The following is a 26989-nucleotide window of genomic DNA, read 5'->3' on the forward strand; positions in this document are numbered from 1 at the left end:
CTTTTTCAAAATTAAAACCTTTTTATCCAAACTTTTTTTACGCCTAAAAATCATTATAATTTATTAATTTTTAATTTACAAACAATTTTTTATTTAGCGTATCATCCACTCCTATCAAAAATTTTTTATGCGGACACATGAAATACCATTGATCGTATGTATACTTAATTCACTTGTCATCGCATTGCATCACCTCTTCAGAATTTTATAATTCAAGCACCCTTACCTTCAAGCAAATCCAGTGCAAACCAGCGCAAATCTTCTTTGCATCCTTGTTTTATCAATGATTTCATTTTCAAAAAAGGAGACTATTTTTTACTTGATCGTGACTTTCTTTTTTTGAATGATTCGAGCAAGTCTATCTTCTACTCTCAATATGTGCTATCTTTGAACATTTATTACTTCATATATGACAATTGTTACTTATTACAGGTGAAGGATTCACTGAAAAAAATCGAGCACTTTCAGGAAATTTTTTAGGAATATCTGACATAAGCTCATTTAAATTTAATCTTTTAAGAACAAAGAAAAGAACTTGTGCATTTTTTCGTTAAATCGAGCTTTACAATTGTTTCTTTGAACCGCTTTATGATAGGATAGGTCAGAAGGAGCATTGAAATGACTATAGCTGAAAAATTAAAAGAGAGTCGCTTGAAATTAGGACTCACCCAACAAGAAGTTTCCGAAAAATTATTTGTTACTAGACAAACGATCTCAAATTGGTAAAACAACCGAAGTACCCCAGACATCGACACACTGATCAAATTAAGTGATCTCTATCAAATCGATTTAGAGTCACTACTAAAACCAGAACAATTAGCAGAAGAACCAGGAATAAAGAGTGAAGAAAAGAAACCAACCTTCCGCCTTCCTCTATACTTGCTAAATTTGACTGCAGTCGTCGCTTGCGTTTTCACCGACTTCTTTACACCTACAGGAACAATGACCTTATGGACAGCTGCTGCACACTTTTTGTTACTAGTTAACTTTGTCCTTTTATTCGGCTTTTTCCTCACAAAAAAAAGACCCCTCCCTGCAAAAACAATTGTCTTTGCATTAGGAAAAGGTCTGATGATCTTAGCCATTATATTAGGTTTTACTCTTTGGTCGAATAAAGGAGCTTCCGCAGATGCGTTACATCTGATTGGCCATAATTATGGTCATTTTATCTATTTGACGTTTAAAGCAATTGGGGTGATTTATTTGTTTGATTGGCGGAAGTTTGAGATGTAGCATATTAAATTGATAGTTATACCAGTTAAAAGATCATTCAAGTAAAAGTTTTTTAATATACTTAATCAAAAAGCTTTTTCTCCAAAATTCTTTTATCTTATATTTTCCCATATAATTAACAGAGTAATTATTTATTCGTATTATTAAAATACAATCCTGAATTAGTAACAAGAATTTTTTAATAATCTTCATAATATTGTAAGGATTACTAAAATCATATTTAAATAACATTGATTCTTCTATGAATATAAATTCCATAATCAGTTTTATTTATTCATTCCATACTTTACGTTTCACATAATCTGTATAAGAAACAATAATCCGTAATACTTTTTCAGACACATTTGGCATTGAATAATCTGATACTTGTCGGAGAGTATCATCTTCTTGTGTCTCTATAACTTCTAATCCTTCAAGAATTCTGTTTTTCTTCAACCCAACCATCATCACACTAGCTTCTTCCATAGCTTCTGGTCTTTCATGTGCCTGACGGATATTTAGAGCTTTGAATCCAAGAATCGACGCTTCTTCACTAATCGTACCACTATCACTTAAAACAGCTTTAGCATTCATTTGAAGCTTATTGTAATCATTAAATCCCATAGGTTTCATGGTTTGAATCAATTCGTGGAATTGAATACCCTCTGATTCTATCATTTTCATTGTCCGAGGATGGGTACTGATAATAATTGGATATTGATATGCTTCAGCAATTGAGTTTAGTGAATCCACTAAATCATGAAAATTTTCTTTTGAACTAATATTTTCTTCCCTATGTGCTGATACTAAAAAATACTCATTTTGCTTAAGACTTAGTTTTTCCAAAATAGGTGAGTTCTCAATATCTTCTTTTCTAGAATTCAGCACTTCAAACATGGGACTACCGGTTTTAATGATTCGATCCGCTGGAAGCCCTTCTCTCAATAAGTATTCTCTGGCGATATCACTATACGTTAAATTAATATCAGCTGTATGGTCTACAATTTTTCGATTTGTTTCTTCTGGTACTCTTTGATCAAAACAGCGATTTCCAGCTTCCATATGAAAAATTGGAATATGTCTCCTCTTCGCTGCAATTGCACATAAACAACTATTAGTATCTCCCAAGACTAAAAATGCGTCTGGTTTTACTTCATCAAGAATCGGATCAATTTTGATCAATATATTCCCAACGGTTTCAATGGCTGTACCTGTTGCTGCATTCAAAAAATAATCTGGCTTCTTTAATTTAAAGTCTTCAAAGAAAACTTCATTTAGTTCATAATCATAGTTTTGACCAGTATGTACAAGTACATGGTCAATCGCTTTAGAACTCTCTAAACGATTAATAACTGCAGATAAGCGAATGATTTCAGGACGAGTCCCGACGACTGTCATAACTTTTAATTTTTTCAATGCTAGACCTCCAGGTAATAAGTATCAGGATTTTCAGGGTCAAACGTTTCGTTTACCCACATAACAGTGACCATGTCAGTATCCCCTAAATTTTCAATATTATGGGTATAGCCAACAGGTATATCGACTACTTCTAAATTCTCACCAGAAACGAAATACTCAATGATTTCTTTAGAATCAATCTTTCTAAAGCGGATGACGCCTTTTCCACTTACTACCAAAAATTTCTCATTTTTGGTATGATGCCAGTGATTACCTTTAACAATCCCCGGCTTTGAAATATTAATTGAGACTTGTCCGCGATCTTCAGTCCTCAAAAATTCGGTGAATGATCCGCGATCATCGATATTCATCTTTAAAGGATATGAAAACTCATCCTCTGGTAAAAAGCTAAGAAATGTACTATACAGATTTTTTTCTATTCTACGATTCAATTGAGGTACAGATAGATTTATTCTACTTTCTTTAAAAGAAAGAATTATATCTCTCAAAGTGCCCACAGTTACTGTATCCGTTTCTCTTACTGAACAAAAGTCGTCGACAATAAATGGTTTTGCTTGAAGGCAGTGCAGCAATTCCTTAACAACATCATCAATATAGCAAAGTTCAATTTCCGCATTTTTATCATTAACGGTTATTTCTTCACCTCGAGCCACTTTATAACAAAAAGTCGCTACTACCGTATTATAATTTGGTTTCGACCATTTTCCATACAAATTAGAGAATCGGTAAATGTAGACTTTCGCTCCAGTTTCTCTTTGATATTTTCGTAAAAGATCTTCTCCAGCTTTCTTACTGCGACCATAAGCATTGTTAAGAGCAGCTTGAATAGAGGATGATATCATTACTGGACAGGTATTGTTGTATTCCTTTAGTTTATCTAGAAGAACTGAGGTGAAACCGAAATTTCCTTCCATAAACTCTTCTTCTTCCTTGGGACGATTCACGCCCGCTAAATGGAAAACAAAATCTGCTTTTAAGCAATATTCATCTAATAAATGTGGAGGAGTATCTATATCATATTCAAAAATATTTCCATAACCTTCATTTCGAAGCTCTGCAATTAAATTTTTACCTACAAATCCATTGGCTCCTGTAACTAAAATATTCATCGACTTTTCCACTCTTTCAACTCTTCTTGAACATAATCTAATGCTAATAATTTTTCCTTGATTTGTTCTACAGATAGTCGTTCTGTGTTATCAGAATTGTATTCACCTTCGTGTGTCAACTCAGTACTGCCTTCACTAAAATATTTCTCGTAGTTAAGATCTCTAGTATCAGCTGGAACACGATAGAAGCCGCCCATATCTTTCGCAACGAGATATTCTTCTTTTGTAAGAAGCGTTTCATATCTTTTCTCACCATGACGTGTACCTATAATTTGAATCTCATTTTCGACTTTAAAAAGTTCTTTCACTGCTTGTGCTAGATCACCAACCGTTGACGCAGGCGATTTTTGAACCATGATGTCTCCTGCTTTTGCATATTGAAATGCAAAAACAACTAATTCAACTGCTTCTTCTAAACTCATCAAGAATCTAGTCATGCCCGGGTCCGTTACAGTTAACGGTTTTCCTGCTTTTATTTGCTCAATAAATAATGGAATCACAGAACCTCTGGATGCCATGACATTACCATACCGCGTTCCGCAAATCATTGTATTTTCATCTGTCACAGTTTTTGCTTTTGCTACAAAAACCTTCTCCATCATTGCCTTTGAAATCCCCATTGCGTTGATTGGATAAGCTGCTTTATCTGTTGAAAGACAAATAACTTTTTTTACCCCCATCTCAACAGCAGCTGTCACAACATTATCCGTACCCATGACATTTGTTTTAACAGCTTCCATCGGAAAGAATTCGCATGAAGGAACTTGTTTTAATGCAGCAGCATGAAATATGTAATCTACTCCGTACATTGCATTTTTAACACTATTTTTATCGCGTACATCCCCAATATAAAATTTCAATTTTTCATTGTTGTATTTCTTTCTCATATCATCTTGCTTTTTTTCGTCGCGGGAGAAGATACGGATTTCTTTTATATCTGAATCTAAAAATCTTTTCATTACTGCATTACCAAAAGACCCAGTTCCTCCTGTTATTAAAAGTACTCTTCCAGAAAAGTGATTATTCATTTTTTATTCTCCTTTTCATTTTCTTCATTAATATTATTGGCTGAAATATGCTATACGGGATTAAACATAAAATTAAACTTATCGGTATCGAAATCCACCCAATATCTTGGTCTTTTAATAAGTATAAAAATATTATACGCAATAAACAAGCTATACTAAAAAGAATTAATTGACTCCTTATTTCTGACAATCCATTTGCAAAACTTGAAAATACGCTATTAAGAATTAAAATACCTCCATAAATAGCAAAAATAAATGAATATACTCTATTGATATCCACAGTTTGAGAACGCAACCAAACATCCACTATAGATTGCAAAAAGAAAGAAATTATGAGTTGTATTACTATACCTATTATTGATAAAGAAACTATCCGTTTAAATAAAACACTCATCCATTCGTATCTATTTTCAGCAATTGCTTTAGTAACTGCAGACCAAACAGGTGTAAGAATTAAGATAAATATGGTACTTCCCAATGTGAAAATTTTATTATAAATTTGAAATTCTACTACAAAAGATGGGTTGAACAAATATGAGATAAAAAATTCATTAGTATTAATTAGAAGCATATATAGAATTTGCACAAAAAAGAATTTCAATCCCAATTTCATAGTTGACATTGCTAAGTTTTTTTCCCAATATTTAAACCTAGGAAAGAAATTCTTTAGAGGTCCCAAAAATAAATAAAAAGTAGCTAATAAATATGGAAGGTTCATGTTAAGAACAAATACAATTGAAAGAATATACAAACCTTCTACATAATTTGACGATGAATAAAAATAGATAAACAATAAATTAAACAAATTAGTTACAAAAGACATCGCGTTTACAATTGCTGATTTTTGTAAAGCGTAGAGTATTGAACTTGATAATTTTAAAAAGAATTGCAATACTAGGCCTAATAAGATAGTCAATACAATTTTTCTCAATGAGTCGCCGGAAATCAAGTCATAGGAAACATTAAAAAATTTATTCCAGTGAAATGTATAACCAACGATAATTGATGTAATCCCAAGAATACAAGATATTAAGGATGATAGAATATAGCTTGAAGAAATTGTCTGCTGTATCTTATCAGGATCATCTTCTACAAGGTAATATACTAATTTGTTTCTTAATCCATTTCCTATACCTAGATCAAAATTCAATATCCATGACAATACTGATACTAAAGTAAACCATAACCCCATGATCACTTCATTACCAAAAAATTTCATGTACAAAGGAATTGTGAATAACGATATAAGAAGTGAAAAACCTTTAACTATAAAAGCTCCGCATATATTTAAAACCAAATTTTTACTGTCTTTATCTAATAATTTATTAATATCACTTCACCAACTCATTTATTTGTTGTAATTTTTTTTCGTCTAACTTTTTTAAAAAAGAACTATTTTTTTTCTTTTGCTCCACTACACTAATCGACCTTAATACATCATAAAAATTATTATCCTGATAAAAATGTATCAAAGGCGAAACTTCTGAATTTCTTATCGACTCTTCATCTACAGACAAAACTGCAAGACCATTTCTTAAGTAAGACAATATTTTTGAAGGAAACGATGTAGAAGAATATGAGGCGTGTATATCTTGACATATTAACCCTATATCACAATTTTCACTTAAATATACATCAAATTCTTCTCCTTTTAGCAACCCCAAATACTTTACTTCACATAACGAATATTCATTGATTTTATTAATTAGTGACTTTACCTCAGTCACTTCCTGATTATTTCCGTAACCAAGAATGTGCAGACAGTATTCCGACGGTAATTTTTCTGCTAAATGAATTGCTTCTATTACCCCTTTTGATTTTTCAAATGTACCAGAGTATACCAAATTTATTGTGCTAGATTGTTTTTTTTTCTCATTGAAATTATTATTAAAATAATTTCCGTTTATCACAACTAAATTACTCTTATTTTCTATATATTTTGACAATGATACATTAGATAATATGAATTTTTCATACTTATTGATGTATTTAATTTCAATTTTCTTCATCTTTCTTTCTGATTCCACTAAATCTGAATATAGTTCTTCTAATTCTAGAATAACATCACATTTTAACAACTTAAGAAAAAAAATTACCCACCGCAAACTCATTGAATGATAAATTATTACTGTTCTAAATTTTACACAGCTTCTGATAAGCTCAATCATAAAGAATATCCTGGTAAAAATTCTTGAGAAATAATTAATTATACGTAACTCAGAATGATATGAAGGAAAAAGGAATAAAGTATTATTTTCAAATCTACGTATTTGACGTGATTGAAATCCTTTATATTTTGATTCTGCTGGTGAAAGTATATTAACGATATATCCATTTCTATTCAATAAGCTTATAATGTAGTCGATTTTGTTAGCTGCAGAAACAGCAACATTTCTATTGGAATTGACCATTAAATCATAATAAGCAACGAACAAGATATTATTTTCTTTATTAATTATAGGCACCTTCTTTTGAAGAATATATATACATCGGTAAAATAAAACCTGTAATAACTCCCACACTGGGAGATAAATTATTCAGTATTATAAATAGCAAAAGTACAGCAGCGATTATAAAAATTTTTCCCCTTAAAATTTTTGTAATCGTCAGTTTTGATATTTTCAGTAAGGGATTGAAGAGTAAACTATGAAAAAACAATGTATAGAAAAAACCCATTAGAGCTAGAGTATCTAAAATAAAAGAATGTTGTCCAACTAATAAATCTGAAATTCCAGATCCCTCATTTTTTCCTACTATTCCAAAAAATGGATTATGAGAAAAAGTACTTAAGCTCGTCTGCATCCTTACCCATCTGGTAGTCTCTAAAGAAAGTGAATTGTTTGAAGCTAATGAATTATTTAACTCAAGCAAAGCTTCATTTACTCTACCATCTTCGAAAATTCGTAATAAAAATTCAAAACTTATTTGAATAATACTATCTTTAAAAAGAATAACTAGTAAACCAATAAAAAATAAAAATAGAATTTGAATCCATTTCTTTTTTTCTATCAAAACCACAAAATAGTAAAGTAGTAACCCAACACAAATTAAAATTAGCGCAGTTAGATAATTAGATAACAAAATAGTTATAAAAATAGTTAGCCCTGTGATTAAAATTAATGGATTTTTGAGAGACACATTTTTCTTATTATGACTTGAAAACAAACCGATTACTAAAAGCAAAAATACGGAAAAGTAAATGAAATCATATCCTCCAATCCCTTGAGCTAGTAAACTTGAACTATATATCCCCTCTGATTTAATACTTCTAGAAATATAGGGATTCATTATCAAGTTATAAGAAGTAATTATAGTTGTTAAAATAATAAAGGGTAATATCAAAAAAAAAGCAAATTTATTGATATAATTTTTTCCGATATAATAATTATACTCCGCAATTAGACTAAATGTTAGTATTAATGAAAAACTGAAATATCTATTACCGATAGTTGGATTTGATAAGAAATATGGTATTAAAATTGTGTATAACATAAAGTACATTAGTACCCAGAAATATTTGGATTCAATAAAATATTTTGGACAATAAACAAATGAAAATATAATCCAAATCAAAAATATGATTGAAGATAATATTAAGTTAAGTTCAAAATTGGATCTAAATGGCGGAAAAATAAATAACAATAAATATATAGTTATTACTAAAATATTTATAAAATCCCTTATAGTTATTCCTTTTTTTATATTAGTCATTCATCATAGCCTCGCATATTACTTGATCGATCTTGTTTAAAATATCATCTCTGTTAAATTTAACATTAGCTTTCATCCTACCATTTTTCCCCATGTTAATTCTTAATGACTCATTATCCATTAACTCACAAATTGCATTAGCAAATTCGTCTAAGTTGTTTACGTCAACAAGTTTTCCATTATGGTTGTTAACTACAATTTCTGGTATTCCCCCAACATTAAAAGCAACAATCGGTAATCCAAATTCAGTCGCCTCTAAAATAGACATCCCAAATGTCTCATGCTCGCTTAGAGAAAAATAGATATCCGAATTATTATAGAATCTTTCTATATTTTTTTGGTATCCTAACAATTCTATCTTATCTTCAAGCCCATTAAGGTTTATATCTTTTTGTAAAATTTCTCTATAATCTCCATTACCTAATATTTTAATTTTAACTTTTTTATTCGTGTTCATGCTAACCTTGTTGTATAATTCAACAATCTTATCCATACCTTTTTCTTTTGTTAATCGTCCAGAAGTAATCAAACTCACTTCATCATTTTCATTAAGAAAATTCTTTTTTAAATATCCTTTATTTCCTAAATTATAAATTACACCTAATTTTTTTTTTCAAAAAATCTTAATACAGACCAATTGTTAACATAGTCGCTTACTGCACAAATATTTGTAGCAAAGGATAAAGTAATAAGCTCTATCATTTGCATTATTACTTTTTTAGATCTTTTTATTGTAGTAGATTCAGTACTACTCCCATGAATTATTAACAGTGATCGAGTTTTTGTTATTCTACTAGCTAAAGTATAGTAAAATCCTTCTAATTGTAATCCGGTACAGTATATAAGATCTGGTTTATGTTCTTTTATACTTTTTATAATATAGATTAATAATTTTAAATTGAATATACCAATCGACCCATTTGTAATATATATAGGAATAAACTCATATTTATCTTTCAATCTGCTTTCAATTAACCTTTTATGACTATTATAAGGACCCCCATTTTCAGCCCCCTTTCTAAAAGTCACCATAATTTTTTTCATAAATTTGTTGATCCCCCTTAGATTTATACAAAATTATGCTTATATTTAGTATTTCATAAAACGAAATATTAAACATCTTTGAGAAATTAAATTTGAAATCAATTGCTTAAATTTTCTAAAAAGCTTTTTAATTTTGACTCGTAGTTTTTATAATAAAAAATATTGTAATCATTTTTTTCTACATTGGTCATGCTTTTTATACTTCTTAAAAAGTCATTAACATAGTCAACGTGAGTATTTATATTTTCTTTATTTGATAAGATTAAACCGATGTTATTATTTTTTAAGTATCTATCAATATCTCCCACATCGGTGGTAATTACTGGAGTTCCAAGAGAAATACTTTCGACTAATTTAGTTGAAAAACCTGCTCTAGAAACAAGATTATCATCTCTCAATAATATTGAAGCGTCCGATTTAATTATTTCTTTTAAAATAAAATCATTTTCTAATTCCCCGTGAAATTTTATCCATGATAAATTCTTTTCAATTATACTTCTTTGTCTTGGAACACTAAATATATAATCTTCATAAGTTATTCCATAAATATCAAAGAGTAAGTTAGGATTAGATTTTTTTACTAAAAGCAAAATATCTATTGCTTTATCAAGTCTATCTTTCATAGCAAGATGGGAAATGTTTTTTATACCTTTTCTAAATGGAAATCCTGCATAAATAACTTTTATATTTTCAGAAGTTTTGCTTTTGCCTGAGTAAAATAATGAGTCTACCAATGGAGGAATTATTACTGTAGGAATTCCTTTTTCACTATAGAATGTCATCAAGTAATTACTAATTGTGATTATGCCATCAGCTTTTTTATTAACATATTTGATTAAAAAATTTGTATTTAAATTCTTAACGGTTCTAAATATAATGTTACCATCATTTTCAGACCACCACTCGACACAATCAATTAAAACTTTAATATTATTTTTATGACACCAATTTATTAATTTTAAATTCAAGAAACTATTATTTAATTCACCGTACAATATTACAAATTTAACGTTATTTATTCCTATCTCAGATATAATATCTTTAATTTTTTTTAAAATCTTTCTATTTGATAACAAATGCGCCTTTATATTTTGTTTATTATTATAAATTTCGAAACTCCATGGAAAAGATTCTCCCATATTATTGGCGTCTTTATTTTTTCCTCTACCAATATAGTATACCTCGTATCCCTGGGATGATAATAACTTACCATTTGAAGATACTCTTTTACCCGCAGCATTACCATCTGGATATATAAAATTCCCTATATAAACAATTTTATTTGCCATTACTTCAACACTTCTTTATACCATTCGATTGTTTTAGCGATTCCATCACTGAAGCTATAATCTGGATTATAATGCAATTTTTCTTTAATTTTTTCAATTGATGCGTTAGAATGCATAATATCTCCTTTTCTTGATGGTCCATATTTTAGATTTATATCAGACAGATTCAATGATGATTTAAGAAACTCCACAACTTCATTCAAGCTAATTTGATCCCCACAAGCAACATTAAATGAAACCCCAGATACATTACTTGAGCTTGAAGCAGCTTTCAAATTAGCCTCTATAACATTTTCAATATATGTGAAGTCTCTAGATTGATTACCATCTCCATTAATTACTATCTCTTTATTATTCATCAGTAAAGAAATAAATTTAGGTAATACTGCCGCATAGGCACCTTTAGGGTTTTGTCTACGGCCGAAAACATTAAAGTATCTTAAACCAATAGTTTCTAAACCATAAATAGTAGAATAAATTTTTCCATACTCCTCAGCAACTTTTTTTGTTAAAGCATATGGGGAAAGTAGGTTACCTTCATTTCCTTCAATTTTAGGTAGATTAGGACTATCACCATAAACTGAGGAACTTGAAGCATAAACAAATTTTTTTACATTATTTCGGTGCGCTGCATCCATCATATTTACAGTACCCTTGATATTTACCTCTTCATAAAAAACAGGCATCTCAATACTTCTAGGTACACTTCCCCATGCAGCCTGGTGCAAAACATAGTCAACATCTTTACATGCATGATTACATACATCATAATCGGTGATAGTGCCATTAATAAATTCAAAATTCATATTATTGATAAATGGTTTTATATTCTCGTAAAAACCATTTGATAAGTTATCTAAACATCTTACTTTATATCCCATGTTTAATAATACTTCACATAAATTACTTCCGATAAAACCGGCACCGCCCGTAACTAAAAATTGACTATTTTTCGGGAAAACAACTTCGCTATAACTCAATTTTATAACCTCCAATAAGCGACATCTAATGCTTCTACTTCGTCTTTATCCAACATACCTTTTAAATCCATAATAACTTTTTTACTTTTAATTCGGTCTAACCAATAATTTATATTTTGATTAACAAAGCTATCATGATTGACAGCAATAATCATTAAATCTAATTCATTCATCTCTTCTTCTTTTACAAATTTCAATCCATATATTTGATCAGCTTCTTCAGCATCTGCCTCTGAATCAAAAACTAGAGGTTCAATATTAAATTCTTTTAATTCATTTATGATATCGATAACTTTTGTATTTCTAGTATCTGGACAGTTCTCTTTAAATGTAAAACCGAAGATCCCGACTTTGGCATGGGCAACATCTTTTTTATTTTTGATCATTAGTTTTATAGCACTTTCAGCAACGACTCTTCCCATATCATCATTAATTTGTCTTCCTGCTAAGATAATCTGTGAATGATATCCTAATTGCTCTGCTTTATGAGTCAGGTAATATGGATCTACTCCGATGCAATGGCCACCAACAAGTCCAGGATAAAATTTAAGAAAATTCCATTTTGTACCGGCAGCTTCTAAAACTTCTTTTGTATCGATTCCCATCTTATGAAAGATTAGAGAAAGTTCGTTCATAAAAGCGATATTTATGTCTCTTTGCGAGTTTTCAATAACTTTTGCTGCTTCAGCAACTTTAATAGTCGAAGCCTTATATACCCCGGCTTCAACAACAAGCTCATATGTTTTTGCAATAATATCCAAGGAATCCTGGTCTATTCCAGAAACAACTTTTACAATTGTCTCAAGACGATGAACCTTATCTCCTGGATTAATTCTTTCTGGAGAATAACCTACTTTAAAGTCTTTTCCACAAATTAATCTCGACTCTTTTTCTAAAATTGGTATGCATATTTCTTCTGTAACTCCAGGATAAACAGTAGATTCAAAAACAACAATTGAGCCTTTCGTTAAATTCTGTCCAACTATTTTACTTGCTGATTCTACTGGTGTTAAGTCTGGTGTATGATCTTCATTGACAGGAGTAGGAACTGCTACAATATGAAACTTTGCTTTTTTCAAATCCCGTGCTTCAGATGTGAATTCAACCTTTGTATTTTTAATTATATCATCTCCAACTTCTTTTGTTGGATCAATTCCATTTTTATACAGTTCTATTTTTTCTTTATTTAAATCGAAACCAATTACGTGGACTTTATGTGCAAAAGCAACAGCGATAGGCATTCCAACATATCCTAAACCTATCACAGAAATTTTTTCTTTTTTTCTTACTATTGCATCATATAAATTATCCATTACAAATCTCCTCAATTCTTTCAACATATTTATTGACAACAATTTGACGATCAAAATATTGTGAAACTTTTTCTCTTGATGCGAGACCCATTTTTTTACGAATTTCATAATTTAATGTTAAATACTTTTCAACTGCTTTAAATAAACTATCTTCATCTTTTGGTTTACAAAGAAAACCGGTAACGCCATCTTCAATTATTTCTTTACAGCCCGGAATATTGGAAGCAATTGAAACTCTCCCAGACGCGCTAGCTTCTAAAAGTACGTTTGACATCCCTTCATGATAACTAGGTAAAATTACGCAATCTATCTCTTTTAACAATTCTTGAATATTATCAACCATACCATGATAAGTTATAATGCCCTGTGATTCTTTTTCACTAATTATCTTTTGGTAATCACCATCAATAAAACCAGCAACATGGAATTCTACATTTTTGTAGCTTTGCAAAATTTTTTCTGCTACAAGAATAAACTCATTAATACCTTTTTCTTTCATCACTCTCGAAATAAAAACAAACTTGGTTGTATTGTCATGTTTGTATTCCAGATACTTATAATGCTCAAGATTGATTCCTGATCCTGGTAACAAAATACTGTTATTTATTTTTATCTTATTAAGATAGAAAAATTTTTTATTTTCTTCATTTTGAAATACAACTGTATTGATTTTTTTGAAAGTTATACGATACATTCTTATTAGAATTTTTTTTAGTAACCCATCATTTTGAAACGGGGAACCTAACCCCGTAACATTTGCAATGCTTGGGATATTCCTTTTACTTGCTTCAAGACCAGCATAAACATTAGGTTTTATTGTATACAACAAAACAATATCAGGCGTAAAGGAATCCATTACTTTACCGAATTCTTTTTTTAATTTAAGTTCAGTGAGAATATTTTTTCCATGTCTATCTAATTTACTGTTAAAAAATACACATCCTAAACTAATAAAATAATCTACTTCTTTTCCGTAGGGACAACAGATTCCCACAGAAAAATCTTTTTTAATTAGTTCTTCTATCAATTCTCTTCTAAGGTTATATACATATTTTGGATGATTTGCAATAAGCAACACTTTAGTCATAATAATTCTCCTGATTTTCTGTAAGTTTTATGCTAGTATCAAAATTTATATAGGAATAATCCATTTTGATTCCATCAACATACGAACCTGGCGAACCTAAAAGCGAATGATCATAAAATAAATCACCGAAAACTTTAGAGAATAATGTAATATTTTTCGTAAATAATTTTATAAGCGGCGAAAATCCTTTAATAAAAAAAATATTAGACTTATTTATTGCAGCTATTAATGATACCATTTCTGTTGTATTAACATATTTTGAATTTTGAGGATGTAGTATTCCTACTAGCTTATAATCTATAATGGTTTTTAAAAAAAGATTCATATTATTTATAAACAGCATACTTCTTTTATTGTTCACTTTAGGAAATACATTAATTTTTTTCACCACATTTGATAATCTTTGGTAATTTCCAACACATTGCGGACCGTAAATCATAGGAGGTCTGATTATCGCTACTTTGAAAGAATCAGTTGCTAACCTTTCGATCTGTATCTCAGCTTCTCTCTTAGATTTACCATACGGTGTTTTAGGATTTATTTTAGTCTTTGCAGAAATAGCTCCGCTCTCTACTCCGAAAACAGACATCGTGCTAAAAAAAATAAAATGCTTTACGTGTTCTTTCTTTGCTTTTTCTGCTACTTTAATAGCTAAATCACGATTTACTTTGTAATACAATTCTTCATTTGATTCTTTGACGTGAACAATAGCTGCAAGATGAATCAAAACATCATATACAGAAAAATCAACATCTTTCCAAGTACTCTCCCTAACACTAATCGTTTCAATTTGATAATAATCTTTATATTGCTCTATCCATGTTTTAAATGATGTACCAACATAGCTATTTTCTCCTGTGATGAGGATACGCTTCATTGCCCATCCTCCTTCTTAATACTACTTGTTCCGCCTTCTATAACACCCTCACTTTTAAAAACAGAAACAATCGTTCCAAGAAAACACTTCAGATCCATAGATGGCGAAATGCTTTCAGTATAATTCCCATCTAAAAGAGCTTTTTGTTTAATTTCCAACTCATCTCTACCACTTATCTGAGCCAACCCAGTCAATCCTGGTCGAATATTATTTGCCCCATACTTATCACGTTCTTCAATCAAATCATATTGGTTCCATAGCGCTGGACGAGGCCCAATGACAGCCATATCACCTTTGATAATGTTGAACAATTGAGGTAATTCATCTAAACTTGTTTTTCTTAAAAATTTTCCGACCTTGGTGATATAAAAATCAGGGTCTGCTAATAGATGTGTCGGCATTTCTTTTGGTGTATCAATCTTCATTGTTCTGAATTTATAAATATTAAAATAGGTTTTATTCTTTCCAACCCGTTTTTGCTTGAAAATAATTGGTCCCTTAGAATCTAGTTTTATTGCTAAGCATAAAAGTAATAAAACTGGTGATAACACAACGATCCCCGTTAACGATAAAATAAAATCAATGATTCGTTTCAATCCATCCTTATACAACAAAACCCACTCCTATTTGTTTGAAGCATTTGCAAATTTCACAATTTCATTAGCCAAAGTAGCACTTTCTTTAGGAAGTGCTTCTACAAAATAAAGTACCTCTTCCAAGGAATAACCTTTGATATTGCCAACAAAGATTTTCTCGAAGACTGCTTCATCATTCCGTTCTTTATCCAATAATAGTTCTTCGTATAATTTTTCACCAGGTCGAATCCCAGTCTCAATAATCTCAATATCTTCTTCGCTATAACCACTTAGACGAATCATATTCTTCGCAAGATCAACGATTTTCACCGGTTCGCCCATATCTAAAATAAAGATTTCGCCACCTTTAGCAAGTGCGCCTGACTGAATAACTAAGCGGCTAGCTTCTGGAATCGTCATGAAATAACGGGTCATGCGAAAATCAGTCACCGTAATTGGTCCGCCTTTTGCTATTTGCTCACGGAATACTGGAATCACACTGCCTCTTGAACCTAAGACATTACCAAAACGTACAGCAGAAAATTTCGTGCAACCTTTTTCATTTAAGCCAGTAACAATCATCTCGGAGATGCGCTTTGTTGCCCCCATGACGTTTGGCGGATTATTGGCCTTATCTGTAGAGACCATTACAAAGTTTTTCACCTTCGCAGCTTTAGCAGCTTCAGCAGTATTCTTCGTCCCGTAAATATTGTTTTTGACTGCCTCTTTAGGATTGTATTCCATCAACGGCACGTGTTTATGGGCTGCCGCATGATAGACGATATCCGGTTTGACTTCGTTCATGATTTCAAACATCTTTTCACGATCTTGTATATCGGCTATAACGGGAACGATTTCGGTAATATTGTCTTTAAAATTGATTTTCAGTTCACGGTCAATTAAGTAAATCGAGTTTTCTCCATGTCCTAATAAAACTAGTTTTTTAGGATTGAATTGAATCACTTGGCGACAGATTTCGGAACCAATCGATCCTCCAGCACCAGTCACTAATATGGTCTTTCCCGTAATTTGATCTTTGATGGAGTCGATATCCAATTTGACTTCATCTCTGCCTAGCAAATCAACGACATCGATTTTCTTCAAACGTGAGGTGCTGATTTTCCCAGAGGCGATTTCTTCCATTGATGGCATCGTGTTGACTTTGACATGCAAAGGTTCAATTAAGCTAAAAATACTCCGCAGTTTTTTCCGTGACAAAGAAGGAATGGCGATAGTGACCATATTGATCTCATACTTTTGAATCAAATCAGGTAAATCAGTGATACAACCCAAGACTTTTTTCCCAGAAAGATACGTGTTTCGTTTATTCGGATCATCATCGACAAATCCGATAATATTAATGTCACTTGCCGTTTTAGAACCTACAAAGCTATTGTAAAGAATACGGCCGCCTTCACCTGCCCCAACGATCAAGGTATTCTTAACAACCTCATTGGATGTCCCTCTCATGTTTTTTCTTTCTATATAGATCCGCCAAACCAATCGACTAGCTATGATCAAAAAGAGCGAGAGAAAGTACGTAAAGATCACTAAGCGCACGCTATAGGTTTCATCACCGAAAAACAAGATCACATTACATGTAAAAGCGCTGCATGATACAGCCAGGAAGATAGCAATCATTTCTTTCAAGTTTGTGTACCGATTGATTCTAGAAAAAACACGGAACACGGAACCATAAAACAGGTAGAAGCCGACAGAAAGGCTCACCGACATCAATGTAAATTCTTTTGGAATCGCCACAAAGGGTTTCATAAAATAAACTGCTGCTATATTCGCTGCTATGATCAATAAACTATCTAAAACTATCAAAATCACAATTTTTCTTCTTCTCGTTAAATCAAACAACCCAGTCTCCCCCTAAAATAACCCGAATTTCTTTTTTTTCACTTCTATATAACTTGGAAAACTGATTTGATCCCCGTTTATCAAATCTTTTGCTACTTGTTTCATCAATGTTTCTTTCTGCAAACCAAAATCTTCTCCAATTTGCTCATAAGCTTCTTTCAAATTAAAGGTGCGTTTTGTGACGCCATGGGCATCCGAAGCGACCATCTGAACAAGATTATGTTCAACCATTGTTTTTGCTGTTTTTTGGATCTCTTTTCCAAATACGCCGACATAACTTGGCGCAGTTAACTGAGCTAAACAGCCCATATCCAAAAAAGGGATGAGATTGTTAGGGTCTTTTCTAAAATGAGCATTCCGCTCGGGGTGGACAATGACTGGAATCTTTCCCAGCTGTAGTAAATCGAAGAATATTTGTTCTGTATACGTAGGTACTTCAATCGTAGGAAATTCTATCAAGATATACGTATCATCAAGATCTGTAAAAAGGATGTCATTTTTCTGTATATCCTCAATTAAATCTCCTGTTATCCTAACCTCTTGCCCCTCAAGAACTGTCAAGGGCAGGTTCCGTGCGTCTAATTCTTCTTGTAAAGAAGTAACGAGAGAAATGACCTCTGACTTCGGATTGCGGTATTTTCCATTGTTATGATGTGGGGTACAAAGGATATGCGTGATTCCTTGGCTAATCGCTTTTTCAGCCATAGCAATGCTCGCATTGATGTCTTCTGCTCCATCATCAATTCCTGGTAAAATGTGGCAATGTAAATCAATCATTTCTCTCTTCTCCTCCAAATTAATTAATTTCCATAATAATAGTAGTAACCTGAATCTTTCGAGTGTTCAGCACCGTTATAGACCACACCAATGATTCTTGCTTGAACCATATTCAAAAGATCTCTCGCTTTTGTTAAGGATTCTTTACGTGCAACATTTTCTCGAACTACTAAGATCGTCCCATCTGCTTTCGATGCCATAATTTGCGCATCAGTGACTGCTACAACAGGTGGCATATCAAAAATAACCACATCATAAAGGTTTTTCGCTTCTTCCATCACTTGGTTCATTCGTGCTGACCCAAGAAGCTCAGATGGATTGGGTGGTTTTGGTCCACTTGTTAAAACAGACAGATTATCAATCACCGTTTTTTGGGCTGCTTCAAGGACGCTCGTTGAGGTACTTAATACGGTACTCAATCCACTAGCATTATTTAAGCTAAACGTCTTGTATACAGTAGGCTTTCGCATATCGGCATCAACTAACAATACCCGTTGTCCTGATTTAGCAAAAACAACCGCTAAATTGGCCGAGGTTGTCGATTTCCCTTCACCTGGACCAGAAGAAGTAACAACAATGGTCTTGATTTGCTTATCTGCTGAAGACGCAAATTGAATATTTGTACGGATCGTACGATATTGCTCTGAGATTGGTGAAGAAGGATCAATTAGCGTGATCAAACTTACTGCATGCGTTTGTGTCCCAGTTCGTTCTTGTTTTTTTGCCATCATTGTTCCCTCCTAGACCCGACTACGACTGCGACGTGATTCTGCCGATTTGTCGCCTTGCGGTTTCTTAATAAATGGTGCACTTGGTTTTTTCTGAATGGTCGCAGCCAATTCTTTTGGTGACATTTGGGGTACGGTACCTAATACGGTAAAGCCTAATGTTTCAGTTACAAATTTATCATCTTTGACAGTTCGATCTAACAACTCCAATAAGAAGGCTAAGCCAACGCCGACCATGATGCCTAGTACTAGACCAATGGCTAAGTTTAGTTTGTTGTTAGGTGAAACTGGTGTGGTACTAGCTACCGCACTTGAAATGATTGAGATTTTATCAACATTCATAACATCTTGGGCATTTTCTTGAAAGACCAATGCGGTCGTGTTGGCAATATTTTGCGCTGACACTGCATTGGTACTAGTTGCCTGAATGGAAAACATTTGTGAGTTTTGCGATTGATTGATCGAAATGGATTCCTTTAATTGTCCGACAGTCAAGTCAAGGTTGTTTTCGGACTCCAGACGATCCTTTACTTGTGTCATAACTAAATCACTGACGATCATATCCTTATACGTATTGATCATTTGCAGGTTTGTATTTACATCGTTTGCATTGGTAGTTTCTGATTGAGGCAATGTCACAATCAACTGGGCTTGTGAACTGTATTTTGGTGTAATGACAAAGAAGGTGAATATACCTGCTAAAGCTAAACCAGCAAACATTGAAATAAAAATAGCAGCTAAGTGTTTCCGTAGAATTGCGAATATTTCTTTTAAGCTAATTGTTTCTTCCATCTTTTCTCCACTTTCCTATTCATTCTCTAGATTTAGTTGAGCTTTCAACTCTTTTTGAACTCTTGCTAGTTCTTCGTCACTCACACGCTGATATGAGATGCCGTCTTGCATGAATCCTTCCCCTTGCAACTGATCTTGTTTGATCGTTTGAAAGGCACTGCGATAGTTAAACGCTAAGGTTCGCATGTCATCGAAACTCATATCTGTTTTCATGTTTTGCTCAACGGCATTTAAGATTGTTTGATATTGGGTGATTCCATCAAGGCTCAAGACTTTCTTAACGATCCCTTCCACGATTTTCCGTTGGCGTTCTTGACGGCCATAATCGCCGTTTGGATCTTCATAACGCATTCTTGAATAGGCAAGGGCTTGTTCGCCATTTAGTGACGTACGTCCGATAGCAAAATCAAAGCCATCTTGCGAAAAGGTGATCTCATTATCAACTTCAATGCCGCCAACTGCATCGACTAAATCTTTTAACCCAGCCATATTGATTGATACATAATGATCGATCGGAATATCCAAAAATTTTTCTACGGTGTTCATTGCCATCGCTGGTCCACCAAAAGCATAGGCATGGTTAATTTTATCTGTCGTCCCGTGTCCAACGATATCGACATAGGAATCTCGTCCAATACTCACCACCGTCGTCTGATTGTCTTGTGGGCTGATGGTCGCAACCATCATGGTATCAGAACGGCCTTGTTCGACTCTCCCTAAATCACCAGTATCGATCCCCATCAGTAAAACCGAGAAGGACTCTTGTTGGGATAGATCAACATCATTTTCACGTAAGCGATCTTCTCGATCACGCTCGACTGATTGATAGGTTTCTTGAATTGAGTTTGATACATCAAAATATAGTTTGGCAGCGACACCGATCAATCCGATGACTAACACTGCGACGATTGAAAAGATAATCAAAAAAATCTTTTTTCCTTTTGACATTTGCTTTCCTCCAGTTATCTAAAATTTCCTTCAGCAAGATTCAACTTATTTAATAGTAAGACGCTGAACTCATGTCTGTTCCAGTACCGTCTCCTGTTGATGTATCGTCAGAATAACTTTCAGTTGAAGCTGAGGGTATATAACTGGTATAGCCTGTATACCCCATTTGTGCCGCAATTGAATTAGCGGACTCTAAAAAAGAATCTTTAAGTACTTGATTTCGCACTTGATTGATGCTGTCAATCAGAGCTAAATAGCCATCCAAAGTCACCTCGCTAGTTACAACATTTTCTTGCAGCATAGCATTCAAGCTGGCTTGAATTTGTGTAATGCGATCCAATTGAGTGGTCGCAAACTCTAAATAAGCAGAAACAAGGTCTTTCCATGGACCATCTTCAAGAAAATTTAAATCCTCACGAACATTCCCTAAGTCCGTTTCTTTTAGATCCTCTTTAATAGTGACATTGTTCTCAGCTGCTTGCCAATTCGAAACACCTTCAGTAAACAGCGCTGCTGTCTTAGCTTGTACTTTCACTTTTGCCTCGATCTCTTTTAGTTGATCATCCAGCGCTTGTTTCTTTTCTTGAATCTCAACAGATTCGCTCGGCAATGCGCTCTCTTCGATTCCGTAATCATCTGCAGATACTTTTACTGCTGATAGTTTCGCGACAGTTTTCAAAACCTCTTCTTCGCTAAGATCACTTCGTAAAAACGTTTGCTCTTCGTTGCTGTACATACCAGCAATTTCTCCGGACAGTTCATTTAAGCGCTCTCGCTCGCTTGCAATCGCTGTCTGTGCGTATTCGACTCGTTGCTGATATTGTCTTTGGTTATTTTGTCGGTAACCTATCAAACATATTGCGATGGCTCCGATTCCCACAGCTAACACAGTCAAAGTCTTTATTAACGGCTTTCCCATGAACACACTCCCTAATTCAATTGTGCTTGTTTAAGCATTCTGCCTTCGTCTCACATAATAAAGGCAATTCTAGTTTATTATAAGAGAAATGTATCATTAAATAAAGGAAATTCCTGTTTTTTCTTTTTAAAGGTATATTTTTCATCAACAAAAGACTTATATAATGGCAAATATCAGTTATTTTAAATATACATAAATAACGTGTAGCATACTTGACAGTTTTTTTAAACCCTCATTTTAAATAATAAATAATTCAGTGATAATCGTTATTCTCATCGTCTTTGAGAGTTGTCACATCATAGAAAAATAACCATAAGAGATTATATTCATTCATTTTCTCAACATCTTTTCATTATAAATAGAAAAGATAAGAATTTCAGAAAGAAAAGTTAAATGCTTTTGTTGTTATTATAAATCGGTTGGACAAAACTGAATATTTTTCTTGGGGCACATAGGGTTTCCTTCGCAGTTACTATTTATTTACACCAATCGTTCCTGTTAAAATTATAAGTTATCTTCCATAAACTGACTTTCCCCCTCAATTCCGCCCTTTCATCAGCTATCGGTTTGTTTCAAATATAGTTAATCATTCAATTTTTATTTTGTCGTAATAAAATTATCACCTCTCTCATACTATTCAATGCCCATCAATTTCCTTTTTTGCACTGAAAAAACGTGTTTCTACCTATATATATATATATATATATATGCCAATCATCAGTTGATTTATAAAAAATGCAAAAAATCTTGCACATACTCAGGTATAGATTTCACCAACCGATGAAATACGTGATTTGTTTTTTCTTCCCTATCTTCATTAAGATGAATAAGTAAGATTTGCGATTTTATTCATGAAAGGAGCCACGTCTTGAGAAATTTTCAAATTAATTTTATTACCAATACTGCAACGATTCGATGGCTGAAAATTTTGATGGCATTCGAGAAAAATTATCAATGTTCGACTCAAGGTTTGGCAAAGATTTCAGGAAGTACCACGCGAACAATCGTTACGGACGTGACGGATCTAAAAGAGTATTTTGGCGACTGTTTATCGATCGACTCTTCTCACAAGGGGTATATTTTTTCAATCAAACATTCCGCTGTGTATTTAACGAAAAAACGTGCGCTGATTGCCGATGAGATTTTGTTCCATATCATCGAAAGTATTTTCCACAATGATCTTTATAGCTCATCAGAATGGGCCGAGAAATACCATATATCAGAAAGCACTGTTCTTCGCTATTTACGGAAAGTGCAACCGATTTTTTCTTTCTATCGTTTAGAGATTCAAACCAATCCTATTTGCTTTCTCGGTGAGGAGATCAATATTCGCAAGTTTTTCCATGATTTCTATTATGAATCAGAAATTACTGCCCATACGATCTTTCCGCCGATCGCCATCCAAAATATCACTGCTAGTGCTTTTTCAAGATGTTATCAACTCGACCAACATGCTTGTTCATTTGGTGAATTCAATTATTACTTGTATATCACCTTTGAGCGCCATTGTGCAGGTCAACGTATCGAGTTGCCTAAGCAAATAAAAAAAATATTCGAGCAGTATAATGATTTTCGGCTATTTTCTGAAATCAACGAGGCAATGAGTGAACAATACCAAAAAGAACTTCCCTATGAGGAAGTCCTTTATTTGTTCTTACTAGTGAAAACCCGTCGCTCAATCAGCAACTTGGCGATCGAACAAACCTTTTGCAGAGAGTATAATCATTGGCCTGAAATTAAGCAGCTTGCGGCAGCCTTTGTCAAAGATTGTTTGCCGGATACACAAGATAGCGCTCGTGACCGGCTCTTAGTGGAGTCCTTTTTTACGGTAGCAAAAATCAAGCAATTATTATCCCCTTTATTAAACCATATGATTTCTGATACCGTTCAATTTGTCGAAGAGGCATATACGGATGATTACCATCTATTTAAAAACTATCTGTTGACGCAACCATTAGCCAGAGAAATTTGGGACAGTAACACACTGGAGCACTTAGGAACGAGTCTTACGATGTACGTTACTTCTATTAAATCGTTGTACTGGCAAGCAAAGAAAAATATCGCTTTTTTATTCGAAGGCCCCTTTTATTTATGCCAATTATTAAAATGCAAATCTGTTCGTTATTTGCGCAGCTCTCGGACATTTTATTTTCCAGACTCCAATGAATTGTCGGCAGGCTATTTGGAAAAAAATCAAATTGATTTGATCGTTACCAACTATACGGAATATATTACCGAATATGCCCAAGACATTGATTATTTGCTATTCAAAACCTTTCCCGATGAGCACGACTGGGAAGCATTAGAAGAGAAATTGAATGCCAATTTCAATCCTTGATAATCGTGCACCCTCTGTTCTCCTCCTTCTGACCAAGCTGTTCAAAAAATGCTCCTGAGAACGATCGTAAGAGCTTGTGAGCAGTTTAACAATAAATCCAGAGCGGTATCGTTCGTGTCAGAACTGACGCAGCGATACGCTCTCTTCTTATGCCTTCCTCCATTAAAAGCAAAAAAAGAAGCAGCCACTTCATTCAGTGAGCTGCTTCTTGCTAGTTAATTGATTAATCAAGAATCGTTACTTTTACTTGACGACGTCCCCATTGTCTACATTGTGCGACGTTATCAAAGTGAACATCAATGATGTTTCCTTTGATTGCACCACCCGTATCAAGCGCTAGTGCTACGCCATAGCCTTCAACATTGACTAAGGTGCCTAACGGAATCACGCTTGGATCAACGGCAACTGCCATTGGATTTTTACGTAAGTCTGTCCCACTTGCTGTAAAGAAACTAGAGCCAGCTTCTTTATACGAGTAAGCAGTTGATTCCATCATCAATGTTCGACCACTACTTGTATTGCTGTTGTTGCTATTGTTATTACTGTTGTTAGTTGTATTGCTTGAGCTGCTGTTCGGGCTATTGTTGTTGCTTGAAGAGCTGCTTGATGATGAGCTGCTGCTTTCAGTCGTATTGCTGCTCGATGAAGCAGACGCTTGGGATTCAGAAGCGCTTGAACGTTCGGCAGCTTGAGCTGCTTCTTTTTCAGCTTTTTCTTTCGCTGCTTGTTCCGCTGCTTCTTTGGCTGCCCGTTCTTCTGCTGCTTTTTCAGCAGCTAAGCGAGCTGTTTCAGCTTCTTTGCTGGAAGCGATTTGTGCCAAGGTTGCTTCGTTTTCTTTCAATTGGGCTTGTAGATTCGCAATTTTTGAATCCAATGTTTTGGCTTCTGATTCTAATGCGGTTTGATTTTCTTTCAATGATTGCTGTGTTGACTGTGCTTTTTCTTCTAAAGCTTCCAGCTTTTCTTTTTCTGCTGTCAATGAATCGATCTTTTCTTTTTCCAAGTTTTGTAACATCGTCATCGCATAGGCACGATTGATAAAATCTTGGATGTTGGATGATTCTAATAGTACCGTCCAGTCTCTGGTAGCCCCGCCATTGACTTGGATGTCTTTCATACGTTCCGCAACGACAGCTTCACGCTTTTCAATTGTTTCTTGTGCAGTTTTGATTTCTGCTTTGGTTGTTGCTAATGATTCTTCATTTTCAGCGATTTGAGCTTTTAGCTCTTCTACCTCACTGTATTTCGCATTCACATCAGTCAATGCAATCTGTACTTCCGTACTGATTTCCTGACTTTGCTGCATGACGGCACTTTCTTGCTCTTGCAATGATTCAAGTGACTCAGCCTGCGCAAAGATTGGAGAAACGATTCCTGCCGCAAAGACAGCGACAACGATTGTTCGTAGTTTCTTTGCCTTCAAAAAATTCCCTCACTTCTCACTATGGTTTCCAACATATCCTATTATACAAATTCTTAAGAAGAATTTTATTGCAGGACCTTTACAATTTATTACAAATTATCGTAAAAGTGGGTGTTTTCATCGTCTTTTCCGACTGAAATTAGTCAGAAGTGGGAAGAATCAGCATTGATAAGGGTTTATTATTTGTAATCTAACCGTAACAAACCTATTTTTTCCTACGAATGGCTTCAATAAATCGAGACAATTCCTGACTGCTTTTTATCTGATTGATTTCTAACTTTTGAAAGTTTTTTAAGAGTCTTCTTTGATGGAAATTCAATCTCGGTAGATTTTGTTTTAAAACGCGCCATTCTTCTGGAAACGCTGCGAAGCGCCCTTGCCAATCGTTTTTATATTGCTCAATATTTTCAGCCAATTCTTTTTTGTGCTGTTCAAAGGCTTGATTGACCTGTTGCACCGCTTTCTGAAAGGCAACCAAGTTAGCTAGGGTATAGCCCATATCAAATGAGAGAACCATTAATAAGAAAACGGGCAATAAGAATCCTACTCGAGCACTCAATGTTTGAACAATCTCCAGCATTTGCGGATGAACAAATCGAACAATCAGCACACAGCACACGCCCCAAAAAAGAGAAATCGGCAATGCCACCCGTCCATTGATATTCAATGGGACTTCTTTATAATCCCACCACGAGGCATGAAAAAAACGCTCAAGTAAATAACTTGTCACATATTCAAGCACGGTAACCAACAACGCTGCCGCAAAGAACAGTGGAATCACTTGCTCATGCAATGGCCGTAAAAAATAGACAACGCCAAGAATCCCAAAGCCGTAGATGGGTGTGATCGGACCAATAAGGAAGCCCCGATACACAAAGTGCTTGGCTTTTAGTGAGCAATAAATGGTTTCCCAAAGCCATCCGATAAATGAGTACAAGAAAAACAATAAAATGATCCGTTCAAATTGAACCATACCTATCCGCTCCTTTTCAAACTGTTGCAATGATCTGTGCAATCGTACTTGTCATCACAATCATACCACAAATCAATCGGTCTTATTTTGAATCAGTGTAGGAGCTTATTCCTCGTTTGAACGGTCTTTTTTGTTGCTTATTGATCACCAAAAATAATTGATGGGTGCACCTGTTCTTTCAAACTATAGCCACACAGTTCTTTGTTAAAGGTAAAATGATCTTGTTCCACATTGGCAATGATCTCATCTTCGGAAAATCCGTGAAAATCGTAGTCATTGATGTAACTGCGAAGTAATACTAATTTTGCATCGATCAAGAGAACTCGTTGGATGTCCATCCAAAAAGCCATGTCTTTGTTTTTCAATATTTTTTTCAATTCTGCTTCCTGTGCTAACCAGTACGCATAGACTGATGGCATTTCACATTTAATGGTTTCAGCAGATAATCCTTCTCTCATTTTTACTAGATACTCATTCACTGATTGATAAAACAATTTCCTTCCCCCTAGTTCCATTATTTTTAAACGTTGATCCTATGTTTCTTCTATTTCCTCGCCGCTTTGAGCTATCTTTCTCTATCC

Annotated in this window: 26 protein-coding genes; 3 read left to right on the forward strand and 23 right to left on the reverse strand. The window is 33.7% G+C overall.

Features of this window, described 5'->3' with window-relative positions; genetic code table 11:
* Positions 1-618 precede the first annotated feature (618 nt).
* Positions 619-726 (forward strand): helix-turn-helix transcriptional regulator, encoded by a 108-nt coding sequence (locus Q1X33_RS01385; RefSeq protein ID WP_301969468.1) that lies wholly within the window; start codon positions 619-621, stop codon positions 724-726.
* 345 nt (positions 727-1071) lie between these two features.
* Entirely contained in the window at positions 1072-1233 is a 162-nt protein-coding gene (locus tag Q1X33_RS01390) for a hypothetical protein (protein ID WP_261369833.1), read from the forward strand.
* Between the two features lie 270 nt (positions 1234-1503).
* On the opposite strand, the gene wecB is transcribed toward Q1X33_RS01390, so the two are convergent.
* The 20 genes from wecB to Q1X33_RS01490 all read right to left on the reverse strand — a co-directional run bounded on the left by wecB (position 1504) and on the right by Q1X33_RS01490 (position 21674).
* Positions 1504-2628, reverse strand: coding sequence for a non-hydrolyzing UDP-N-acetylglucosamine 2-epimerase (wecB, locus tag Q1X33_RS01395; protein WP_218212756.1), 1125 nt, complete (start codon positions 2626-2628; stop codon positions 1504-1506).
* Between the two features lie 2 nt (positions 2629-2630).
* Positions 2631-3740 (reverse strand): capsular polysaccharide biosynthesis protein CapF, encoded by a 1110-nt coding sequence (locus Q1X33_RS01400; protein WP_218212939.1) that lies wholly within the window; start codon positions 3738-3740, stop codon positions 2631-2633.
* A complete protein-coding gene (locus tag Q1X33_RS01405) occupies positions 3737-4768 on the reverse strand; it encodes a polysaccharide biosynthesis protein (protein ID WP_218212757.1) in 1032 nt (343 codons plus the stop codon). The genes Q1X33_RS01400 and Q1X33_RS01405 overlap by 4 nt, the downstream gene beginning before the upstream one ends.
* Positions 4761-5960 (reverse strand): hypothetical protein, encoded by a 1200-nt coding sequence (locus tag Q1X33_RS01410; RefSeq protein ID WP_301969469.1) that lies wholly within the window; start codon positions 5958-5960, stop codon positions 4761-4763. Before Q1X33_RS01410 ends, Q1X33_RS01405 begins: the two co-directional genes overlap by 8 nt.
* A 139-nt stretch (positions 5961-6099) precedes the next feature.
* Positions 6100-6936, reverse strand: coding sequence for a glycosyltransferase (locus tag Q1X33_RS01415; RefSeq protein WP_218212759.1), 837 nt, complete (start codon positions 6934-6936; stop codon positions 6100-6102).
* Positions 6937-7219: 283 nt separating this feature from the next.
* Complete coding sequence (locus tag Q1X33_RS01420; protein WP_218212760.1) at positions 7220-8479, reverse strand: oligosaccharide repeat unit polymerase; 1260 nt, start codon at positions 8477-8479, stop codon at positions 7220-7222.
* Positions 8472-9074, reverse strand: coding sequence for a glycosyltransferase (locus tag Q1X33_RS01425; RefSeq protein ID WP_301996707.1), 603 nt, complete (start codon positions 9072-9074; stop codon positions 8472-8474). Before Q1X33_RS01425 ends, Q1X33_RS01420 begins: the two co-directional genes overlap by 8 nt.
* 5 nt (positions 9075-9079) lie before the next feature.
* Entirely contained in the window at positions 9080-9523 is a 444-nt protein-coding gene (locus tag Q1X33_RS01430) for a glycosyltransferase (RefSeq protein WP_301996700.1), read from the reverse strand.
* A 98-nt stretch (positions 9524-9621) separates the two neighbouring features.
* Positions 9622-10812: a glycosyltransferase gene (locus tag Q1X33_RS01435; protein ID WP_301969471.1), complete on the reverse strand. Its 1191-nt coding sequence runs from the start codon at positions 10810-10812 to the stop codon at positions 9622-9624.
* Positions 10812-11792, reverse strand: a complete 981-nt coding sequence (locus Q1X33_RS01440; protein ID WP_301969472.1) for an SDR family oxidoreductase — start codon at positions 11790-11792, stop codon at positions 10812-10814. The genes Q1X33_RS01435 and Q1X33_RS01440 overlap by 1 nt, the downstream gene beginning before the upstream one ends.
* Before the next feature lie 2 nt (positions 11793-11794).
* A complete protein-coding gene (locus Q1X33_RS01445) occupies positions 11795-13105 on the reverse strand; it encodes a nucleotide sugar dehydrogenase (RefSeq protein ID WP_218212764.1) in 1311 nt (436 codons plus the stop codon).
* Positions 13098-14192 (reverse strand): glycosyltransferase family 4 protein, encoded by a 1095-nt coding sequence (locus Q1X33_RS01450; RefSeq protein ID WP_301969473.1) that lies wholly within the window; start codon positions 14190-14192, stop codon positions 13098-13100. The genes Q1X33_RS01445 and Q1X33_RS01450 overlap by 8 nt, the downstream gene beginning before the upstream one ends.
* Positions 14185-15069, reverse strand: coding sequence for an NAD-dependent epimerase/dehydratase family protein (locus Q1X33_RS01455; protein WP_218212766.1), 885 nt, complete (start codon positions 15067-15069; stop codon positions 14185-14187). The genes Q1X33_RS01450 and Q1X33_RS01455 overlap by 8 nt, the downstream gene beginning before the upstream one ends.
* Positions 15066-15680: a sugar transferase gene (locus tag Q1X33_RS01460; protein WP_218212767.1), complete on the reverse strand. Its 615-nt coding sequence runs from the start codon at positions 15678-15680 to the stop codon at positions 15066-15068. The genes Q1X33_RS01455 and Q1X33_RS01460 overlap by 4 nt, the downstream gene beginning before the upstream one ends.
* Positions 15681-15692: 12 nt before the next feature.
* Entirely contained in the window at positions 15693-17510 is a 1818-nt protein-coding gene (locus Q1X33_RS01465) for a nucleoside-diphosphate sugar epimerase/dehydratase (RefSeq protein ID WP_301969474.1), read from the reverse strand.
* Between the two features lie 12 nt (positions 17511-17522).
* On the reverse strand, positions 17523-18287 hold the full coding sequence (locus Q1X33_RS01470; RefSeq protein ID WP_218212769.1) for a tyrosine-protein phosphatase: 765 nt from the start codon (positions 18285-18287) through the stop codon (positions 17523-17525).
* Between the two features lie 23 nt (positions 18288-18310).
* Positions 18311-19015, reverse strand: coding sequence for a CpsD/CapB family tyrosine-protein kinase (locus tag Q1X33_RS01475; protein ID WP_086292089.1), 705 nt, complete (start codon positions 19013-19015; stop codon positions 18311-18313).
* A 12-nt stretch (positions 19016-19027) separates the two neighbouring features.
* Positions 19028-19807 (reverse strand): YveK family protein, encoded by a 780-nt coding sequence (locus tag Q1X33_RS01480; protein WP_016608123.1) that lies wholly within the window; start codon positions 19805-19807, stop codon positions 19028-19030.
* 15 nt (positions 19808-19822) lie between these two features.
* On the reverse strand, positions 19823-20773 hold the full coding sequence (locus Q1X33_RS01485) for an LCP family protein (protein WP_171805165.1): 951 nt from the start codon (positions 20771-20773) through the stop codon (positions 19823-19825).
* Positions 20774-20804: 31 nt separating this feature from the next.
* Complete coding sequence (locus tag Q1X33_RS01490) at positions 20805-21674, reverse strand: hypothetical protein (RefSeq protein WP_301969475.1); 870 nt, start codon at positions 21672-21674, stop codon at positions 20805-20807.
* 868 nt (positions 21675-22542) lie between these two features.
* On the opposite strand from Q1X33_RS01490, the gene Q1X33_RS01495 reads away from it, so the two are divergent.
* A complete protein-coding gene (locus Q1X33_RS01495; protein WP_289230492.1) occupies positions 22543-24012 on the forward strand; it encodes a helix-turn-helix domain-containing protein in 1470 nt (489 codons plus the stop codon).
* A gap of 223 nt (positions 24013-24235) precedes the next feature.
* Here the strand turns inward: Q1X33_RS01495 and Q1X33_RS01500 are convergent, their stop codons facing one another.
* The 3 genes from Q1X33_RS01500 to Q1X33_RS01510 all read right to left on the reverse strand — a co-directional run bounded on the left by Q1X33_RS01500 (position 24236) and on the right by Q1X33_RS01510 (position 26923).
* Positions 24236-25435 (reverse strand): 3D domain-containing protein, encoded by a 1200-nt coding sequence (locus Q1X33_RS01500; RefSeq protein WP_194186019.1) that lies wholly within the window; start codon positions 25433-25435, stop codon positions 24236-24238.
* Between the two features lie 205 nt (positions 25436-25640).
* Entirely contained in the window at positions 25641-26408 is a 768-nt protein-coding gene (locus Q1X33_RS01505) for a putative ABC transporter permease (RefSeq protein WP_034868446.1), read from the reverse strand.
* 137 nt (positions 26409-26545) lie between these two features.
* Positions 26546-26923, reverse strand: coding sequence for a hypothetical protein (locus Q1X33_RS01510; protein ID WP_194186020.1), 378 nt, complete (start codon positions 26921-26923; stop codon positions 26546-26548).
* Between the last annotated feature and the right edge of the window lie 66 nt (positions 26924-26989).

This window comes from Enterococcus sp. B2E4, from assembly GCF_030499455.1.
Lineage (GTDB): Bacteria > Bacillota > Bacilli > Lactobacillales > Enterococcaceae > Enterococcus_D > Enterococcus_D casseliflavus.

Bases quoted from the DNA above. Each gene is read 5' to 3' on its own strand.
- Q1X33_RS01405 (WP_218212757.1), bottom strand. From the start codon at position 4,768: ATGAATAATCACTTTTCTGGAAGAGTACTTTTAATAACAGGAGGAACT.
- Q1X33_RS01480 (WP_016608123.1), bottom strand. From the start codon at position 19,807: ATGGAAGAAACAATTAGCTTAAAAGAAATATTCGCAATTCTACGGAAA.
- Q1X33_RS01420 (WP_218212760.1), bottom strand. From the start codon at position 8,479: ATGACTAATATAAAAAAAGGAATAACTATAAGGGATTTTATAAATATT.
- Q1X33_RS01475 (WP_086292089.1), bottom strand. From the start codon at position 19,015: ATGGCAAAAAAACAAGAACGAACTGGGACACAAACGCATGCAGTAAGT.
- Q1X33_RS01390 (WP_261369833.1), top strand. From the start codon at position 1,072: ATGATCTTAGCCATTATATTAGGTTTTACTCTTTGGTCGAATAAAGGA.
- Q1X33_RS01435 (WP_301969471.1), bottom strand. From the start codon at position 10,812: ATGGCAAATAAAATTGTTTATATAGGGAATTTTATATATCCAGATGGT.
- Q1X33_RS01410 (WP_301969469.1), bottom strand. From the start codon at position 5,960: ATGGGGTTATGGTTTACTTTAGTATCAGTATTGTCATGGATATTGAAT.
- Q1X33_RS01450 (WP_301969473.1), bottom strand. From the start codon at position 14,192: ATGACTAAAGTGTTGCTTATTGCAAATCATCCAAAATATGTATATAAC.
- Q1X33_RS01470 (WP_218212769.1), bottom strand. From the start codon at position 18,287: ATGATTGATTTACATTGCCACATTTTACCAGGAATTGATGATGGAGCA.
- Q1X33_RS01445 (WP_218212764.1), bottom strand. From the start codon at position 13,105: ATGGATAATTTATATGATGCAATAGTAAGAAAAAAAGAAAAAATTTCT.
- Q1X33_RS01505 (WP_034868446.1), bottom strand. From the start codon at position 26,408: ATGGTTCAATTTGAACGGATCATTTTATTGTTTTTCTTGTACTCATTT.
- Q1X33_RS01385 (WP_301969468.1), top strand. From the start codon at position 619: ATGACTATAGCTGAAAAATTAAAAGAGAGTCGCTTGAAATTAGGACTC.
- Q1X33_RS01400 (WP_218212939.1), bottom strand. From the start codon at position 3,740: ATGAATATTTTAGTTACAGGAGCCAATGGATTTGTAGGTAAAAATTTA.
- Q1X33_RS01510 (WP_194186020.1), bottom strand. From the start codon at position 26,923: ATGGAACTAGGGGGAAGGAAATTGTTTTATCAATCAGTGAATGAGTAT.
- Q1X33_RS01415 (WP_218212759.1), bottom strand. From the start codon at position 6,936: ATGATTGAGCTTATCAGAAGCTGTGTAAAATTTAGAACAGTAATAATT.
- Q1X33_RS01490 (WP_301969475.1), bottom strand. From the start codon at position 21,674: ATGGGAAAGCCGTTAATAAAGACTTTGACTGTGTTAGCTGTGGGAATC.
- Q1X33_RS01430 (WP_301996700.1), bottom strand. From the start codon at position 9,523: ATGAAAAAAATTATGGTGACTTTTAGAAAGGGGGCTGAAAATGGGGGT.
- Q1X33_RS01455 (WP_218212766.1), bottom strand. From the start codon at position 15,069: ATGAAGCGTATCCTCATCACAGGAGAAAATAGCTATGTTGGTACATCA.